Source organism: Psychrobacter sp. SWN149 (assembly GCF_015864565.1).
GTDB lineage: Bacteria > Pseudomonadota > Gammaproteobacteria > Pseudomonadales > Moraxellaceae > Psychrobacter.
The window spans coordinates 121151-141688 of sequence record NZ_JADYWX010000004.1; the positions used below are offsets into that span (position 1 = coordinate 121151).

At 45.7% G+C, this 20538-nt stretch carries 7 protein-coding genes; 3 read left to right on the forward strand and 4 right to left on the reverse strand.

Annotated elements, in window-relative coordinates; all coding sequences use genetic code 11:
• Positions 1-11: 11 nt before the first annotated feature.
• The 3 genes from I6E86_RS07880 (at position 12) to uvrA (ending at position 5536) form a co-directional block, all read left to right on the forward strand.
• The gene (locus I6E86_RS07880; protein ID WP_197176782.1) at positions 12-1256 is read left to right on the forward strand and encodes a DUF819 domain-containing protein; all 1245 of its coding nucleotides are present in this window, start codon (positions 12-14) and stop codon (positions 1254-1256) included.
• A gap of 191 nt (positions 1257-1447) precedes the next feature.
• Positions 1448-2674, forward strand: coding sequence for an acetamidase/formamidase family protein (locus tag I6E86_RS07885; protein WP_197176783.1), 1227 nt, complete (start codon positions 1448-1450; stop codon positions 2672-2674).
• Positions 2675-2968: 294 nt separating this feature from the next.
• A complete protein-coding gene (gene uvrA / locus I6E86_RS07890; protein ID WP_197176785.1) occupies positions 2969-5536 on the forward strand; it encodes an excinuclease ABC subunit UvrA in 2568 nt (855 codons plus the stop codon).
• Positions 5537-5650: 114 nt separating this feature from the next.
• Here the strand turns inward: uvrA and I6E86_RS07895 are convergent, their stop codons facing one another.
• From I6E86_RS07895 to I6E86_RS07910, 4 genes are all read right to left on the reverse strand, one after another.
• Positions 5651-7051: a reverse transcriptase family protein gene (locus I6E86_RS07895; protein WP_197176786.1), complete on the reverse strand. Its 1401-nt coding sequence runs from the start codon at positions 7049-7051 to the stop codon at positions 5651-5653.
• Positions 7052-7054: 3 nt separating this feature from the next.
• Complete coding sequence (locus I6E86_RS07900) at positions 7055-9268, reverse strand: hypothetical protein (protein ID WP_197176787.1); 2214 nt, start codon at positions 9266-9268, stop codon at positions 7055-7057.
• On the reverse strand, positions 9265-16935 hold the full coding sequence (locus I6E86_RS07905; RefSeq protein ID WP_197176788.1) for a HEAT repeat domain-containing protein: 7671 nt from the start codon (positions 16933-16935) through the stop codon (positions 9265-9267). The genes I6E86_RS07900 and I6E86_RS07905 overlap by 4 nt, the downstream gene beginning before the upstream one ends.
• A gap of 71 nt (positions 16936-17006) precedes the next feature.
• On the reverse strand, positions 17007-20432 hold the full coding sequence (locus I6E86_RS07910; protein WP_197176789.1) for a BRCT domain-containing protein: 3426 nt from the start codon (positions 20430-20432) through the stop codon (positions 17007-17009).
• Positions 20433-20538 lie beyond the last annotated feature (106 nt).

Below are 20538 nucleotides of genomic sequence, written 5' to 3' on the forward strand. Positions count from 1 at the left end.
GGAGTACCCTGATGCCTAACGCCTCAAACTTAGCAATCGATAGCCTACCATTAGCGTTCGGTATCATCATGGCCATTATTGGCCTAGTCTTTTATACCCAAGGGCTGCCTGGCAAGTTTTGGCAGAGATTCTATGCCGTATTGCCTGGTATTGTGCTGTGCTGCTTTATACCTGCCACGCTTAACAGTTTGGGCGTGTTCGCCGACGGTATTGGCTCACAGATATATGGTTTTACTGCCACGTATCTACTGCCAGCAAGTTTGCTGCTGATGACTCTATCAATGGATGTGCCAAAAATACTAGGGCTGGGCTGGAAGGCGATCGCGATGTTCTTCGCTGCCAGTATCGCTATCATCATTAGTGGTCCGATCAGTTTAGGGATTGCCAAATGGGTATCGCCTGAAATGTTCACTGATGATACGCTATGGCGTGGGTTTTCTGCTGTAGCGGGTAGTTGGATCGGCGGGGCGGCTAACCAAGCAGCGATGAAAGAGCTGTTCGGGGTCAGTGATGATTTATTTGGCATGATGATTTTGGTCGATACCACCAATGCTTCACTGTGGCTACTGGCTATTTTGGTCATGGCAAAACACAGCGAAAAGATAGATCGTTTTCTACGCGCTGATACTAGGAGCATCGATAAAGTGGTCAAAGCGGTTGAGAGCTATGAGCGTGATCATGCCCGCCCAGCCACCATCAATGATTTGATGGTGATGTTTGGCTTATGTTTTGCCATGGTCGGGGTAGCGCACTTTGTCGGTGGCCAGATTGCTGATTTTTTTGCGCCATATCAATGGGCAGTGCAATATAGCTTTGCCAGCGCATTTTTTTGGATGGTGGTGATTATTACGGTAATAGGCGTCATTTTTTCGTTTACCAAGATTCGCAGACTCGATCATGTTGGTGCATCAAAAATCGGTACCGTATTTATCTTCGTGTTGATTGCCGCTATTGGTATGCAAATTAATCTAGCCGGTATCATCTCGCAGTGGCGGTTACTGCTCATCGGTCTGTTATGGATGAGCATCCATGTCGTAATTATTTTTGCCGTCGCTAGAATCATTCGTGCGCCATTCTTCTTCTTAGCAGTCGGCTCTAATGCTAATACAGGCGGTGCATCCTCTGCGCCAATTGTCGCAACAGCGTTTCATCCATCACTGGCTCCAGTTGGCGTATTCTTAGGTATTTTAGGTTATGCAGTGGGCACGTTTGGTGGTTATATTAGCACGCAGTTGATGAGGTTGGTGGTGTCTTGAGATATTAGGGTATATTTGACATACCTGAATGCGCTAAAGAGGTTCTTTTTATTCAGCAATGCACTACATTAAGTCAAATTGATGTCATAAAATAGTGCTTTTCTTAGCAAAAATGGCGTTTGGGAGATGGCATAAAACTTGCCGAGTTATAGATGTACTTATAATCTATTTAACTATTAAGGGTATCTTTTATGTTCAAAAATACAGTGCTTTCCTTGGTTGTTCTTAGCGCACTTGGTACTTCAGCGTCTTACGCAGACAGCTTTATTATGCTTAAGCAAATGTCTAACAAACCTGTTCAGTTAAAAGAAGGCGACTACAAAGGGAACTATTACGTACCATCGACTTTAGATACCATTACATGGGGTTATTTACCCAATAAAGACGCTAAGCCCTTATTATCTGTGGCGTCTGGTAGTACTGTCACATTTGATACGGTGTCACATGAAGGGTTACTTGAAGATCAGGGGCGTGACGCTGAAAAGTTTTTCACCTCAAAAGGGGTTAACGCCGCATTCATTTTAGATGAAGCAAAAGCTATCACTAAATCTACATTGGATCACGATTTTGATAAAGATGGGCCTCATATTGTGACAGGTCCTATTGAAATAAAGGGCGCGAAACCTGGTGATGTATTAAAGGTCGAGGTGTTAAAGGTAGAGCCGCGTGTTCCTTACGGTGTTATTTCTAATCGTCATGGTAAGGGGGCCTTACCTGGAGAGTTTCCCAAAAAGACACCCCAAGCAGGTGCCTCTGCCGCCAACCCTGAACGCTATGGTAATGTTTCGGTATTCACACCCATAGAAAAAAATGCCTCAGGTGATTATGAAGGTGTCTTAGAGACTGCTTCTGGTCCATCTATTCGTTTTCCGCTTAGTCCGTTCATGGGCTTAATGGGTGTTGCAGCTAACACCTCAGAAAAGGTGCATTCAGTACCTCCTTCGCTTTATGGTGGTAATATAGATATTAATGAATTGGGTGCTGGCTCTACTGTTTATTATCCAGTGCAAGTAGATGGTGCTTTGTTTTATACAGGTGACAGTCATTTTGCACAAGGTGATGGTGAGGTGGCACTGACAGCATTAGAAGCATCTGCTCGTGCAACATTTAAATTCACATTGTTGAAAGCTGGAAAGGACCCTGTACCTGGCAAAAAAATTGAGCAGCCATTGGCAGAAAACGCTGATTTCTGGATCACCCCTGGCTTAGATGCAGATTTAGATGAGGCAATGAAGAAGTCTACTCGTGAAGCGATTCGTTTTTTGAATCAGGAGTATGGTATCGATGAGTCAACAGCTTATGCTTATTTGAGCGCCGCCACCGATTTTGAAGTGTCGCAAGTGGTTGATAAAACCAAAGGTGTTCATGCAAAAATTCGTAAGTCAGATTTCAAGGAATTTGGAAAAGACGTTAAGTAAGTACTTAAATGATGAGGTTGGTAGTGTCTTAATGTGCAAGCTGTCATTATCTTAATAGCACCTTAATAGTATTTTTTGCTAAACGAAACCCGCGTTTATGCGGGTTTTTTATTGTCAAAATATCAGTCATTTAAGTTATCGTTTTGTCTATCTATGCTATTGATACGTAAGCCTAGCCATAGCTTTGGATAAGTACATGTTAACCTTTCTGCTAATTCAATAAAGACAACTAATTAAATAAAGAAAACTAAGTATGTTAGGAATAAACAACGATTCTATAGGAACAGTAGCATTATGACGAACCAAAAAAAATTAGAAGAAAAGACAAATAAAAAAACCGTAGTAAAGAACGCTCTCTATAACCCTGACCAAGAAAACATTCAGGTCAGAGGCGCGCGCGTACACAACTTAAAGAACGTTGATGTTGACTTACCTCGCAATGCACTAGTAGTCTTCACTGGCATATCAGGCTCAGGGAAATCATCATTGGCATTTGGTACGTTGTTTGCTGAGTCACAACGCCGCTATCTTGACTCAGTATCGCCTTATGCGAGACGCCTGATCGATCAGGTCGATGAGCCAGATGTCGATACCATAGAAGGGTTGCCGCCAGCAGTCGCCTTACAGCAAAAACGAGGTACACCTTCAGTGCGCTCGTCGGTGGGTAGCGTAACGACGATATCCAATGGTCTACGCATGTTGTACTCACGCGCAGGAGGGTATCCGGCAGATCAAGGAATATTGTACGCAGATGCGTTCTCTCCCAATACACCAGATGGTGCTTGCCCAACTTGTTCAGGTATTGGCCGCGTATTTGAAGTCACTGAAGAGTTACTGGTGCCAGATAACACCAAGACCATCCGTGAGCGTGCGATTGCAGCATGGCCACCAGCGTGGCAAGGACAAAACCTTAGCCGTATATTGACCACATTGGGCTATGATATTGATAAACCATGGCACACATTGCCGAAAAAAACACGCGACTGGATTTTGTTTACGGATGATACGCCGACGGTACCTGTCTATTCTGAATACAACATTGAGCAAACGCGCGATGCGATCGAAAGTGGCGAAAAGCCAAACTATATGGGTACTTTTACCAGTGCCAAAAATTTTATTTTGCACTCTTTTGCCACCACTCAGAGCCCGCGTACCAAAAAACGCGTTTCGCAGTTTATGCAGATATCTGAGTGCCCTGAATGTCACGGAAAAAAACTAAAGAAAGAATCGCTATCGGTCAAGTTTGCAGGACTCGATATCGGTGAGCTATCACAGCTAACGCTAACTGAAATGGCACAAAAATTAGAAGTAACTGCTCGTACCAAGGTAGCCGATGACATACCAAACCGCGAAAAAGCCATCGTTGCCCAACGTATTGCCAGTGACATACTCTCTCGTGTTGAAGCGCTGACAAGATTAGGGTTAGGCTATCTATCGCTTGAGCGTACCACACCGACACTCTCTCCTGGTGAGTTACAGCGACTGCGTTTGGCCACTCAAATTCGCTCGCAGCTGTTTGGCGTGGTATATGTCCTTGATGAGCCATCGGCAGGTCTGCATCCCGCTGATACTCAAGCATTGCTAGGGTCATTGGATGAGCTAATCGCGGCTGGTAATTCAGTGTTTGTCGTTGAGCATGATGTTAGCGTTATTAGACACGCCGATTGGGTAGTCGATGTCGGGCCAAAAGCAGGCACGCATGGCGGCGAGATTGTCTATAGTGGTCCTGTAGATGGTCTTCGTGAGGTAGCGCAGTCGCATACTGGTCAATATCTCTTTGCCAATGCTACGTCTAACGCTCAATCTAAATCTAATACAAGACAGCCGACAGAGTGGCTCAAGCTTGCAAACATTGAGCGAAACAATATCACAGGACTAGACGTTGAGTTTCCGCTTGGGGTGATGACCAGCGTCACAGGTGTCTCGGGCTCAGGAAAGTCAAGCCTTGTCAGCCAAGCGTTGGTAGAGCTTATCAATGAAGCATTGGGTCAAAAGACAGTCACAGAAGCGCCTGTCGGTGAGGCAGATTTACTTGAGCAAGAGCTTGAGTCAGTAACTGGTGGTGAAATCGTCGCTGGCATGGAGCATGTCCGTCGTCTTATTAATATCAATCAAAAAGCGATTGGGCGTACACCGCGCTCTAATTTGGCAACCTATACGGGTTTGTTTGACGATGTGCGTAAGATTTTTGCGGCGACCAAGCAAGCAAAATCTCATGGCTATGATGCTGGCAGGTTTTCATTTAACACCACAAAAGGCCGCTGCCCAAATTGCGAAGGTTTAGGGTTTGTTAGTGTTGAGCTGTTGTTTTTGCCAAGCGTTTATGCGCCTTGTCAGGTTTGTCATGGTCAGCGCTATGATGAGGATACGCTGGCAATCACTTATCGAGACAAAAACATCGCTGAAGTTTTGAATTTAACAGTTGAAGCGGCACATGAATTTTTTAATGATGAAGCGCCTATTTTGCGTGCATTAGAGGCGTTGCTACAAGTTGGACTTGGTTACTTACGTCTGGGTCAGCCTGCCACTGAGTTATCAGGCGGTGAAGCACAACGGATTAAGCTTGCCACTGAGCTGCAGCGTGTGCAACGAGGCGACACGCTATACATATTGGATGAGCCAACCACAGGTCTACATCCTGCTGACGTGTCTATGCTCATGACGCAGTTAAATGGTCTCGTCGATGCGGGCAATACCGTCATCATGGTTGAGCATGATATGCAAGTGGCTAGCAATAGCGACTGGATCATTGATATCGGGCCAGGGGCAGGAGATGCGGGCGGGGTAATCGTCGCTCAAGGAACGCCAGAAGACGTGGCCCAATCAAAAGACAGTCGTACTGCAGCGTTTTTATTGGTGTAATGGCGCTATATTTATATCAGTGTCTTTACATCAGTACATGTTACTGATGTAAAGACGAGTATTAGAAATAGAATTATTTCTAATACTCGTCTTTTTATAAATATAAATAAATATCTATGCAGGTGTCTCTTCTTGTACTTGCAAACGCTCAATTCTAGCTAGGTAACTGTGTCCTAGCTCTGGCTCTGCCGAGGCTATCCAAGCAGCATATCCTGACAGCGTATTTAAAGTCTCATCAGCGCGTAATGTACCGCCTGATTCTAAGTTATGAACGGCTGCACGCAACATGCGCTTGATTTGGCGTGAGACCCTTGGCACGCCGCTACCGTTGACTACCATGCCAGTAACGTTATGCTGATTTCCTGTGCGAATCACACGTGTCTTGTCGTTATTCAGCGCAAACCCTTCTTCTCGTAAGATTTTATTCACTGATCCTAAGAGTTGACCAATCAATTGGTTGTGCTTAGTGTCTGAATCGCTCTTTGCAGTGTTGGATTTCTGATTGGATACTGGCAAACTAAACGTTAAATCATCGGCATAGCGGCTATAGCGCAAGCCAATTTTGTCAGCCAGTCCCGTTAAGCGTCGATCTAAATTTAAGCAGACGATATTGGATAGTGCAGGGCTAGTGGGTGCGCCTTGTGGCAAAGCTCTATCACCTAACGCCACATAGTAGGTAACGCCATCTTGTTTGATGATTTGCCTAGGCGCTTCGGTGCACAATAGCGCCAGTAGCGTGGATATTTGTTCTTGATAACCGGCATGACGGAACACGCCTTTGACGCGGCGCCAGCTGACACTAGGGAAGAAGTCTTTGACATCCAGCTTAATAAGTAGCTCACTGTTGCTATGAACTGCTGCATTGGTCACGATGGATTTGCCACGTACAAAACCATGTGCGGCATCATGCGTCGTTAAGTTGTTTAAGACTTGATTCAAAATCCAGCGCTGTACAAACTTCAATCGCGGAATGGGTGACCAAATTTGACGCGCTGTTCCATTGCGTTTGGCAATAGTGAAATGCGAATAGGCCAGATTGGTTGCGACGTCCCTTTGATAGCAGAGTCCTTTCAATTGGGGCACGGTTAAGTTAACTGCGTCTGCCAGCTCAGTATGCTTGTTGAGTAGTGGTAGCTTATTTTCAATAAGGCGATTGGGCGCATCTTTGATATCCCATTTATCGGCACTGGTGTCATCTGACCAGTAGACTTGGTGACCAAGATGGACAATATGGTGGGCTTTGTAGGCTTGCCACGCTGATTTTTTAAGGATTATTTCTTCTGCCGCCTCTTTTTTTAAGGCTTTTTTATAGCGATCCCGTTCTTTTGGGCTCATGTTATCGACAGGTTGGCGATCTACCATAAAGCCGTTCTTCACCAGCTGCTGCTGAACGTATTGATAGCGTCCGCCTGCTAGCTCAATGTCTTGCCATAACTGCTGCCACTGTCGCTCAAAGGGCGTGGCATTAGGCACAGGAGTTATATAATCATTCTGCTGCTCTGTCTGCGTCGTCATACCTTACACCCCTTGGTTTTCGATAAAGCCTTTGGCTTCAAATCTGGCAATATGTTGTAAATAAGCCGCTTTGGCTTGAGCAGGTTGGTTAAACACAAAGTGCTGATGTGTGCTGTCATCACCCGTGGTCTGCTCAATCGTTATTTTTTTATGTGCGATGGTCAGATAGATATAAGTGATACAAGTCTCGTCTGTTGTAGCAATCGCTTTGTCTTTGATATTGTCTGTCTTATTATCTAATGATGGTTTTGATAGCTGTGACAACGCAGATAAGTCCATCACCAGATCTGAAGGTGCTGCGATAGCCTCAATTTTATGCTGAGTGTCGGCTTTAGTGGAATGGCGAATAGAGTGGCGAACAGGCACACGCTGACTCAATATGCGGGTGTCATGCCAGCTGTCATTTTTGGCAGTGGTACTGTCGTAATTGTTATAACTGAGCCTTAATGCGATGAGATGTGCACACACACCTTGTGTGAGTCGATGCTGCAAGTACTGCGGACAGCTACATTCTGCTCGGCTGACCAGTGCTTCATCGCCCAGTTGTAGCTGACTGTGGTAAGTACGTCGATCCTCTTCAACATAGATATCAGCACTGATGCTCACGTCTTTGGTAGCGACGGTCTCAACAGAGAACTTCTGCACGGTATCCAAACGGCCAATCAAATCAAAGGCCTGTTTTTCTGCCTCATTGTGATAAGCAAACTGCGCCATATCGAGCGGTGTCTGCGTCAATGGTCGATAGTAATAACTCCCTTGCGCAATATCATAACGAATCAAGCCTTGCTGCGTTCCTGCTAGCAGCCACTGTCGCACTTGTGCTTGCGTAACAGGCGCTGATTTTGATTCTGACTCTTGCGTTGTTAGCTGCTGGGTTAATGCTTCTACCGTACTTGGGCAGCGAGTAAGGGTATCAACGACCTTTACTAAACCATTATCAGTACTTTCTGCTACTTGTTCACTATTTGAGTTGAGCATGTTTTGCTGTGGGCGCTTGGGTAGTAACAAGTCAAAGTTTAATGACTGCGACCAGTTGGCTTGGCTAAAGCCTGTCATAGCAAAGGTAAAATGAAAGCCTTTACCTTTTAGTGTCCAGTAGCTTGGCATACCTTGACCCAGTAACGACACCGAAACGCTATCAGTATGCGGCAAAAGACGTTTTAATAGGCTGAGACGACGGCGACCCCATAAGCGAATCAGCTTTGCTTGTTGACCTTGATAAGGCTTTTGCTGTTGGCTAACTTGGCTGGTGACAGTAATATCAAAAGGTTCTAATATAATTACCGGCAGCTGCTGAGGTCTAAGCTCAATTAATAGTCCACGGCGTTTGCCTTTGATATCAGCATGCATACGCAGCTCAAATAGCACGTTGTACAGTGCGATTGGATCAAGATGGATGGTGTCTTGTGGCAATTGACCTGCAGACTGTACTTGCAGCAGTGCTCTGATCCAGCTTTTGGGCACATTGATGCGCTTTTCTATGATTTGTTTTTTTACGGTGGGCGTGCTTACTGTACTATCAGTATCTGCTTCAGCGGGCTCTGGCATGGTTTCGAGTAACTGTAAGCCGACCGCTTCATGACCAATGTCTAATATCGTTTGTTGATGATCGCGTATTTTTTCAATACCGTTAAACAAAGCCGCACTATAATCAATGCTTGTCGTACCAAGGGTAGGTTTGGTATTTTGCTTAAAAACCTCATTGGTCAAGGTCAATTGAGCATAGCAGCCTTCATCACGGCTAAATACCTCAAAGCTAACACCTTGCTCATGCACCTGAATAATTGGGTCTAAAATACAAAAAGCCAGTGGGTCATTGTCGAACAACCACGTGAAATAATCACGCTGCGCAGTAAATAGGTTTTTATTGCTGCTGGCACGGCGCATCTGCATAAATACGGTATACGCTGAGCGGTCTTTTGGCACATAGCGGTAGTCACTACTGACCACATCAAATAGGGCTAGCAAACTGTCACGAAAGACAAGGGGAGACTTTACCTTACCGTGGAAGTTAACCTCCGACCGATTCAGCTGAGAAAATAGTGCCACATGCTGAGTGTGTTCGGTTGTTTGCGCCTCCGACAATGAGTCTGACGATTCGTTAACTTGACTGATTTGGCTGGGTGCGGCGTAGTCCAACTGCATCATCAGGCCATCAGTGTTTGCTACTTCTGACTCTGTTTCTGATGCTTGGTCTAATTGATTGTCTATAGTCATTGACTGTCTCCTTCACCCTGATTGCTTTTTTGACTGCTGTCCTGACTATATGCCAACGGACGCTTTTGCTGTGCTCGTATCATGGCACGTTGCCAGCGGCGTAGTACTTTATAAGCAAGCTTCTGAATGTCTGAATTTTCATGTGCCATGAGCGTCGTCAGCCATTGTTCAATATTTGGATCATGTAGCTGCCCAAGCGCTTCGATGGCACGGATACGAACCGTCAGCTCCATGTTGTCATTACTCGCACAATGATAGAGTGCGTCAGCGTCTTTTGCTTTGATCCACTGTAGCAGCTGTTGATTGATTGGTATCTCGGTAGACGAGCCTTTATGTTTCAGCGCATTTTTTACTACCGTTATTATGGATTTTTGGGTAGATGTACCGCTTTGTTCAATACGAGAAATCACAGTTCCTAGTAAGGCTTGGTTGTCATAAGTGAGCTGCGATTGAACCATAGTTGATACGCTGCTCAATGTTGGCACTATATTTGATAACACCTTATCGTCAGCGACTGGTCTAGCCAGTAGTCCTAACAGCGCTTGCTGCCACCAACCGCTAACAGTCGTAGAGAGTAATGGAACGGAAGTGATGGTCAATGGTTGACGAGCATTATTGAGCCAATCAAGCATTGCCGCTATCTGCTTAGTAGCCGCTTTATCGACAGCGCCTTTGGCAGTTGTAATGGCTATATGACGCATGATTAACCACACCAGTTGCGAGATGGTGGTACGTACTTGCTCAACCATATCAATCCACTGGTTGTTGCTGATGGTCGTTGGACTGAGGTTGATAGTATCGATAAGCGTGTGCCATTGCTCGCTAGCTGTATCAAAACGCTGCTGTAACGTCGCAACCATTTCTTTGTCTAAATAGTTAGTTGGATATTGGGTCAGATAACACAGTCCAATATGCTGTGTCAGTGTGTTACTACTGGTAATCAATGCGGTAAGCTGCGATGTTGGCATGTCTTGCTTGGCCATAATGGCATTTTGCAGTGCCATCAAGATGTCAGCTGGTAAGTGCGCGCCATGCTGGGTGATAAATGCTGCCAGCTCATCGATGCTGCTATTATCAATGATATGCTTTAGGCTCAAACGCTCCGTCTCTTCTACAAAGTCATCATTATGGCTTTGAACGGCTGCCCAATCATAAGGGTAAATCTGCGCTGCAAGACTGCCCCAAGTTTTCTGTGCCGCAGTATAAGCCACCATGAGCACAGCACGATCTAGGTTGTTTTGCTTTAAGATATCTAAAATTAATACTTTATTGGCATCGCTATCATTCATCTGCAGTAGCCATACCGCATGCCTTTGCGGACGGAAAAATATGGCTTTATCAAGATGAGTGCGTATATAGCTGCGGATTTGTTCCCAAGCAGGCGTTGTGTTAAGCCAGCGCAGTCCATTTAACCAATGGACAATGGCGGGATTGGTGAAATGGACTGCGGGGTCTGACAAGTGCGATTTTAATAGCTCAAAAATATGCGGACTATGCTCAAAGTCACCACCTTGTGCAAGGCGACCTAAGGCTTCGCTAGCCACGTCTTGCAGGTAATGCTCATCATCTTCGGCCAGTTTGATTAACTTATCATAGGCTTTGTATAAGGTATGAACCTGTAAGTTTTTATCAGCGTTGTCCGCAGGCGAGCTAGCATTAGGCGAGTCAGCATTTTGATTTTGGTTTTGATGGTCACTGCTGCCTAGTAGCTCGCCAATGGCTAACACACTGCCGCTACGGAACTCAGCATCAGGGTTATAATCGATAGTGGCCATCAAGATATTGACCCCATCAGCATGACCACACTTAGCGAGTCCTTCAGCCGCGGCAAACTGCACATCAGCGTCTTTATTACGCAGGGCATTTTGTAATGAAGCAATGCTGCCGTGTCGTCTTTTGGCTCGATATGCCAGTGTCTCGACCAATTTAAAAGTATATTTAGCTGGCATCTGCTCGTAGGCGAGCGCTAAAGCGCTATCAATGCGCGAGGATAAACCACTGTCATCCGATTGCACCCATGCAAGTGACGGTAATAGCTGCGCGGCATGAGCATAATCACTATGACTCATAAGCATAGTAAACAGTGATAGCAAGACTTGCGAGTCTCTAGGGTGCTGACGTTGTAACCAGCGGGTGTCTTCACGCTCCTCCAAATAATCCTCAATTTTTTGATCGTAACCACTGATTTTTACTAAGGTATCAAATAAGTATTTATGCTCTTCTTTATGCTTTTGTGGCGTGTGCTCAAACAGGTTCTCTAAACGCTGTAGTAATGGTGCGACCAGATGCGTGTTACGCAGGTCAGCGATATCACTATAAATAAACTGCTTAGGTTTGTTGATATGTGGATCGTCAAGTAAGGCTAATAATCGTAAGTGCGCTTCATTGGCGACCTGTTCAGCAGTAGCAATATCAAAGCTGCTCTCTAAACCATTCTTTAAACGACCCTCTAAAGTGTTCTTATTGATAAATTGGTACGACGTGAGTGCATCGACAAGCAGCTGCCAGCTACGGTATTTCTCATTACTGGCCTGAGCGTCTTCAGCAAAATCAAATAAGCTATGAAATAGCGTGCTGTCCGCAAACAGTACGTCGTAAAACTCAACCAGTTGACTCAGTGCTTGATATTTTGCATTCCAATCATCACTCTTCACAGCGTGCAGCAAAAACGTCAGTTTGTCTTGACGCTGCACTGACGGCGACTGACTGTTTGCAAAAGGCGTGACGATGACTTGTTTCCACTCAGCAACGATCTGAGGCAGTAACGACTGACAATAAGTCTGTAGCCCAAGCAAGCTGGCTGGCAGATGGCCTAGTCGGCCTTTTAGCAGCTGATAGGTCTCTTCTGCTAAGGTGTGATTATTGGTTTTTAACAAATCAATGAGTTGTTGATCAGCGCTACTACTGACAGTCGCTGTATCCGATGGTTTGCTTTGCTGCTGTACGGCATTGTTATTTGCGGTATCTAGCAATAGATTCAAGCCGCGTTTGACCATATCACGGTAGGGCGTGCTCATGGCATAGTCAGCCAGCTTTTTGGCAGGCATGTCCAGTTTATACAAGCAGGCCCAAGCTAACTCACGAGTGTCAAAACTACTGTGGTTGAGTAGTGGCAACAACACACGACTGGTACTGTCTCGCCAGTCCTCATTGTTATTAGTGTTGTTATTGGTATTAGGTTCCGATAATTGAGTAGCAAGCCACATTAGCCCTCGAATGGCTTGGTCTGTGGTGCTGCTATTCGCATAATAATCATCGCCTACGCGTATGACGCCAATCCAAGCGCCAAAGGCAAGGGACTGGTATGGATAATGCACCTCAGAACTGTCTTGTTTGTCAGTAGGAGAGTCACCTACATCCTGAATGGAGGCTGATACGGGGTGAGCACTTAATAATGCCTGCAAACTGCGTTGCCATTTTTGTAATGTCTCAAAAACATCGTCCTCATCGTCATAGTAGTCATGGGCGAGTAATTCAGATAAGTTACAAATGACACTAATGGTGTGTGCGCGTACCAATGGCTGCTGATGTCGACTGAGGTTGGCGAGCTGTTGTAAGTTTTCGGTACTCACCGTCGTTAGAATACTTGCTCGGATAGAGGCTGTATTATGCGACTGTCCTTTAACACCACCTTTATCTGCCGTGTTTGGTATGGCATCCATCATCATCGTGATGACTTCAGAGTGAGAAGATAAAACACTGCCTAATTGACGTGACAAGTAATCACTTAGGTACTGCCACGTTGACGATAGTGCTTGCTGGTTATTAGGGTGTTGTACGTCATTTGGGTAACGAGCGAGTATGTTGGCGTAGACTACTGCCGTGTCATTATCCGCAAAGCTTAATGCTCCTATCAGTCGATTGGGCCTGACAGTGCCGGTAACGTTCGTTTCAGGAGCTTGCCTGCCAACTTGCAAGCCATTCTGTAAATCATTAAATATCAATAATAGTCTGGCTGCTGCTGCGTAAGACTCTGACTCAAACAAAGGCTGTAATTGCCGTGCATGTGTAATACCTAAACCGTGCTGCGCTTGAAGCCAATGCGTAGGCGTCATCGGTGCAACAAGCGTACTAAGATTGTCTGTTTCGTCTCTTATGTCATGAGTAAGGAAGTATTGCCCGCGAGCATCACCCAAAATAGCCAAACACAAACTGGCTGATTGACTGATAATGGCGCGCTCATCTTTTTGCCATTTCACCAGTAGATCAACGTCTTCAAGAGAGACTATCTGCGTAATCTTTGGTGCAAGAGGTTTAAAATCAGCATCAGGGTGGTGTAGATATTTAGCATACCAACCTAGTGCATCATGCTTTGATGGGTATGCCAATTTAGACAAGCCAGATAGCGCTTGGCTTACATGATTGTGCCACTGGGTATAGCTCTCACTTTTCTTGCCTTGAGAGGGCATAGGCAACTCTAAGTAGTGTTTAAAGACTTGATACGCTTGTTCATCACTTCGCTGTGCCTGTTCTTCGTCAGTGTATAAGCGTGATTGGCTGGCCAGTAGTTGAGCGACTGTTAGCTGAATATCAGGATAAGGGCTGTTTAAGGCTGCGGTAATCAATGCTTCGTGATGATTTGATTGATCATCGGTGCTACTATCATCTAGGCTACTGTGATCCGCTAAAATAGTAGGCTGTAAGTCTGTCAGCGCCAAAGCAACCGTCAAGGCTTGCTTGCGCAGCTCAATACTGTCATCAGCGAACATAGCCACTAGAGCTGGCATCAGTTGTGTCAGCTGAGTCGTATTGGCTTTGGCTTGCACTGTCGTAAGGGCCAGTTGCTTAGTATCCGCATAAGAGCTGGCAAGTGCATTTAACATGACGTCAGCAAACCCCAAATGCTTGCTTTGTTTGAGTGCGATGTCAAAGGCTTGTTTGCGAATAGCGGCAAACGTATCTGAAAAGAATAGGGTCAGGACAGCTTGATTGGTCTTTTGACTATCAGTTTCTTCAACTTTATTTGTTTTATGCTTCGAATTCATCGCTAGCAGCAGTCGTTGCCATTCTTCTATAGCCACTTGATGCACATCTTCAAAGAGGCTTTGCTGCAATAGCTCAATGATGTCAACGATGGCACTGTCAGAAGTGTTTTTAGAAAAATTGTCAGATGACTGCTTAAATTGGCGGTTTAATAGAACTTTAACCACTTCTAACCGAATGCTGGTAAAAGGATTATTCAATGCCTGTAGCAGTATGTCTGTCATCTCTGACGACATCTGAGCGCTTTTATCACTGCTATCACCACTATTTGAGCTATCTGGTGCAACATGCTTTAAAAACAGCGCTAAAGACTGCTCGTGAATATCTTGATGTTTAGAAGCAAAACCCGTCGCTGCCCAAGACAATACGTTGTCTGCCAATTTGCCATAGGCTTGCATAGCCACTTGGCGCACACCAGCGTCCTTATCATCTAGTAATGTCGGTAGGACTGCTTTGGCATCTTCTATATTTAAATGACCAAGCGCGGTGGCCACACCAGCACGGATGATGGCGCTGTCATCCGTGCTCATCAGACTAATCAGTGTGCCAAACGCTCGTTTGTCTTGTAGGCAAGCCAGCGCATAAGCCGCTCGGAAACTGATATCTTCGTGACTATTGCTTAAGCTTTGTAATAATGGCTCTAACGTGTCATTGCTTAGCTTTATGGATTCAGCAGTAGGCTTCTTGGATTTGGCCGTTTTAGCCTTACTCTTAGATGCTTGGGTACTATCTGCTTGCGAGATAAAATCTTGCGTAGATAAGGTTAAACGGATCGCCTCATCGGATTGTTTAACACTCTTATCATTCGCCGCTGTGCTGCTAGCATTATCTAGTAGCGTGCCGCGCAGTAAGCGAAAGTCATCAAAATCAGTTAGGGTACGTAAGGTTTGCGTGTCACCTTGCTGTTTCAACGCCTCTATCAACTCAGGCTGAGACAGTAATGAGACGTAAAACGCCGTTTGCCTAATCTCTGTATTACGATGATTCTGTAGCAGCATCAATTGACGCGAGACTTCAAGGTGATTTAGCATGCCGCGCTGATACAGACGAATTAACCCTGATTGGACAATGTCTGGCTGATTGCAGTCTAATGCCATCAAATCTGCTTGCGGACTGTTCTCTGGCAATAAGGTCTCAAGCGAGGCTAATGCTTGCTTGCGAATATTCGCAAAACTGTGTGACAACGCCTCTCTTAAAATAGGTAAGATGCGGCGCTGGCTGGTGGCATCCTTCATTGCGACCTTTAGGTAACCTTGTAACGCAGAAGCCACCACTTCTTCGTAGTAACGGTTTTTAAAGGCTTCTTCTAGATAATGCAGCGGGCGCTTCGCCGTATTTGCGCGATCGGCCAAGGCATGAAAAGCAGCAAGGCGTACTTTTGCACTGTGCGCCGAGCTTAGTTGCTGCTCTAGAACCTGTGCAGTTTTATCCAGTTTGGTTGTCGCAACCCACTGTACCAATTGCAATGCTTGGTTGGCCGTAAGTGTATCGCTATCAGCAAGTAATTTTTTAACCAGCTCTAATGTTTGATTATCTGCTTGCGCCTGTAGCAGCGCTAGACCTTCTTTAAACGACACATCATTATTGTTTGACGTATCTGTCAGTAATTGGCCGATTCTCTGATAGCCGTCTTTGATGATATAAGTGACTGGTAATAGCTTGCTATTTTGTGATGTACTTTGAGTATGGTCAATAGGTATGACACGTAAGCTCTGATCGGCACTGACGACGATGAGCGTCGGTTGCTCGGCATAAGAAGATAAGACGATCTGTCGAGCTTTGGTCAGATCCTCTTTACAGCTATTTGGTTGACCCTTATCAAATGCCCATGATTTGACACTTTTGTCATCTGCTGCGGTAAATAACCGTGTGTCTGAGACACAAAGCGCCGTGATCATTTCGCTGTGTTGGCTAGACTTGGCTCTATCAACAGGATGCAGATCGCCTTGGACATGAGTACGGTATAAGCACTTATCTGCGCCTGCTGAGAAGAAGTACTGCCCGACTGGCTCAAAACAAAGCGCGTTTACTTTACCTTGGTGGAGCTGTTTGCGACTACTTAGATTGAGTTGGGCACTATCTGACGTCCATTGATAGCTACTAACATCTCCCGTTTTATCTGCTACGACTAACCACGAGCCATCACTTGACGTTGCTAGTGCTGTTAATTTGGATTCTTTACTTGATGCTGCTATAGAAGACGAATAAGGCTCAATGATGACAGTACTGCTGGCTTGGCTGTCTTGATAAGGCCATACCACGATATGTTTCGGATATAGAATAGCCAGTGCATCTTGTAGTGGTGCCATTGCTACGGCACGGCCTATATCATTGTTATTATTTTCAGGTGCATCGAGCAAGGATTTAGCACTGGTCCTCTTAACTTTCTTTGCTTGCCAATCCGTTTGGTAAAGATGACCATCATCACCAATCATTACCACCGTACTGTCATCTATTTTGGTGATGGCTTGCATCGCACAAGGCAGCGCAGTTGTCGATAAGCTAAATTGCTCACCTTGTTGATCAAGGACATATAAGACCGTAGCAGATGCTTGCTGCTGGCGAGTAATAAAAAGACTGCGCCCATCTTGCTTGGTTGTCTTTTGAGTTGCCGCTTGAGTACTGTTGGCCTTACTGACTAAGCCAATAATTTGACCCCAATAGGGGAGTGTTATTGTTTTCATGGTGTTATCTCAGTTGAGGTGACGTCATATTTTTTTAAGTATCTTTTATCTATATCTGTTTGCTAAAGCCGTTAAGCAGATGCCACTGGCTGCAGGTTTTTAGATAGTTCAGGATAGCGATGCAATAACCGTGTGACGGCAACTAAGCACGCATGACGCTCCATCTTGCCTGCCGAGTGCGTAAAGGTGAACAGTGTGGGCATAATGAGCGCTGCAAAGGTGCTGTCAGCCAACGCCACATCACGAAAGGTCTCAATCAATGCCAGTTTGGCACGACTCGCAGATATGGGTTTTAGCGTGATGTTGCTATCTGACTCAGCTGCCTCATATGACTGTGATGATGAGCGCTTATCTGAGTAACGTTGTTGCTTATGCTTACTGCTGTCACTAGCATTGGGCTCTTGCGAACCGCCTAGACGACCAGGTGGTAACTCGAATAGACCACGGCGTAGCAGCATTAGTAGCTGATCAACTTCTGCAGGCAAGCTTGCCAAACGTTTATCTAGCTGCTCTGTTATGACTGGTTGAGCGCTGCTGTCTTTATCTCGTGCAGCATCTTTATCTTTACTATCGCTACTGGTTGGTTGCCAGTTTGGCGACACGTGACGCGCCTTGTAGTGTTTCCATAGCATGGTCACGGCGGCATAACGTACTTCGCGGTCTGTGCTTTGGGTCAATCGATATAGAGACTGCACATCTTGGAAATTGGCATGACGCTGCAGCAAGGTGATGCCGATTTGACGAGCGACTCGCGCTTTGCTTTCAATCAAAGCATTCAACATGCCAGCATTCAATTGTGCTGACTGAACGTGGTAACGTCGATTGGCAACGGATGGACTATCCAATAGCGCACGCTTCAGCAGTTGCGTGACCTCAGTATAGGGAGATTCTGCGATCATCAGCCATAGGGTTGGCGTTGGTTGCCACGTCGCCATTTCATACTCGCTCAGCAATAAGCCAAAATCTCGCAGCTGGCTGTTACGGTGTTGCAGTAAAGGAATGACGCGCTCTGCATCAAAGAATGAAGAAGGAATAATCGCATCGGGATCGACTGGTCTGTCTGTCAATGCCATACAGATCTGTTCATGATGATGACTGAGGTAGCTGATCGCAAGCTCACTGATAGGTGCAGTAGCGTCATTTGTTGCCATGTACCACAGTGCGTTGGCACCTGCAAAAGTATCGTCTTCAGACACCTCTCTTGATTGACCACTCAGCATCTGTAGAAAGGCGGTTTCTGAGATAATCTTTAGCGGCGCACCATCAGCGATTAAGCTTTCGGCTTTCACTTGTTTGCTACCTTTACGGCCATTGCCGTATAACGGTGAACCATCATCACCGATGACCAAGTAATCTAGCTTGCCATTGACAGCGCCACTGATGGCACCATTCGCGGCTTTCACAACGGTTTCGGCCTCGCCACGGGTCATGCTTTGCATCTTGCCTGTGAATAAATACCGTTGACCAGACAAATCTACTTCGGTAGTGACGTTGGTAGTGACAGTGCCTTTAGAACCTTTATCGGCAGTACTATTAGCATCAGTACTATTACCCGCAGCGTTTTCAGTAGAAGCGCTTTGATTGCTGTCAAGATATGCCACAAAGTCGGCAGGCAAGAACCCTTTGTTAATGCGTTCAATCGCAAATTCACGATAGAGTGCTTGCTCACTATGTGCAAGGGTCATCAGCCAGTCAAACCCTAGATCCATCGGTGCAAACCGGCGCACATCAGATAGCCAACCCCGCACGTTTTCTGCTAAGTACTCATCAAAGGCCAAGTACTTTTGCCAGTTCTTAATAGGCGTGTCAGCAGATTTTAATTGTTCAATATAAGCATCGACTTGCCAATCAGGCTCATAGGCAAGCGCATGCCAATAGCTCATATCAAACGTCGCAGCTGACAGGACATCTTCATCAATCCAATCGGTAATAGTGGATTGCGACAATGGATTTAATAATAGTATTTGCCATACGGCAGCATTGACTTGGCTCAAATCCGCACGTCTGAGCTGGTCCAACGCAAATTCCATGCAGTAGCTGTCATGATGAGGGGAGAAGTCGTGTGCTTCTGGTATGTCTAGCTGCTGGGCAACGCGAATAAAGTATTCAGCACCCAGCTCTTTTGCACCGTAAAGTTCAGGCAGTTTTTTTATCGCAAACGTTACGCTGTGTGTTCTACCGCTAGTCAGTCGTTCAAAGAACCACTCAGGGGTCAAGTCACGCCTTGTAAAGTGCTTGCTAAGCTGTTTGCTCGCTGTCTCGTAATGATGTTCGGTGTCTAACAGTTGACCCCAGCCGTTGACACCGATATCAGTAATAGGGTCACGACTTAAGATATTGTTGATGGCAAAGGCTCTGACAGGTTCATAATCTGACATGGCAAGTAACATCAGCTCAGTGAGCGGTAAGTTTTGAGCATAGCTTTTGGCGTAGCCAATCGCATATTGATAGGCAGTAGGATAATGTGAATGTAGTAGCTGTAGCACCACTTGATGCAGGCCCAATGCTTCAAATTTAGACTTTTCAAAATGCGGTGCATTCTCTAATAGCCAAACAATCATCTCATCACGCGCTTTGCTGTGCGCTTGTCCGGCAGATAAAAATTGTAGCGTCTCACCACTCACATCGCGTAATTGGGTCTTAAAGTCATGCTTTAGGCTATCGGTTGCGAACTGTCTGACAGCCTCATTTTTGGCGATGGCCAGTAGCTGAATAAGTGGTTCAGGGTCTCGCTGCCATGCTTCAGCAAACGCACGACCTTTTGCATCAAAGAGTTTGCGAGGAGAGCGACTGCTGAATCGATTGACGCCATAATCAAGGCTGTTATGGAAGCAGATGTGATTGAGTACCCAGCTGCTCGTTTGCTCGGTGCTGCCTGCTGTCATGGTGTCGTCATAGCTGGCGAGTACAGAGACCGCCGCATCAATATAGCCAATCGGCATTTGCTGCCCCAGTTGACGCAGATAACGCCATGCTCTGAGGCTCATATAGGTTTTGGTGGCTAGGCTGACCGCAGAGTTGGCGGTTTGATTGAAACGTTGTAAATCAATCTTGGCAGCAATTTGTCCAAATACCTCATAATCTTGGGCAAACTCGGCTTGCTTGTAAATGCGCTTCAATCCTTTCCACACACCATAGCTGACAGGCAAGGCGGTTATGGCTTGTTTTAAGATGGCTCTAGCATACGCGCTGCCATCCTCCCACAGTGCGGTCAATATTAAATGGATTTTGTAGCGATCAGGTAGAGGATAAACGCCTTCGTCTGTCTCAAGCTTGGCAATCATTGCCACCCGCTCTGCAAACTGTACTTCGGGGTTTTGCGCCCGAAACTGATGACTTAAAGCCTTGTCCAAAAACCGCTCAAACGTCAGCTCGTGCTCCGGGATGGGCGACTCAGGAATATCATCAACTTGTGTTGCCAATAAACATAACTTATCAACCAAGCTAGGGTCTTGAGCGTGCCAAGCTTGCTGAATTTGTGCGAAGGACAGACTCATAGAAATTTGCCTTAATTTTTATTTTGTCAGCTTACGATGGATTTTGCGGTCATATTTTGATTACCATCAAACCGCGTTTTACCACAAACATCAAGGACTTTTGTCA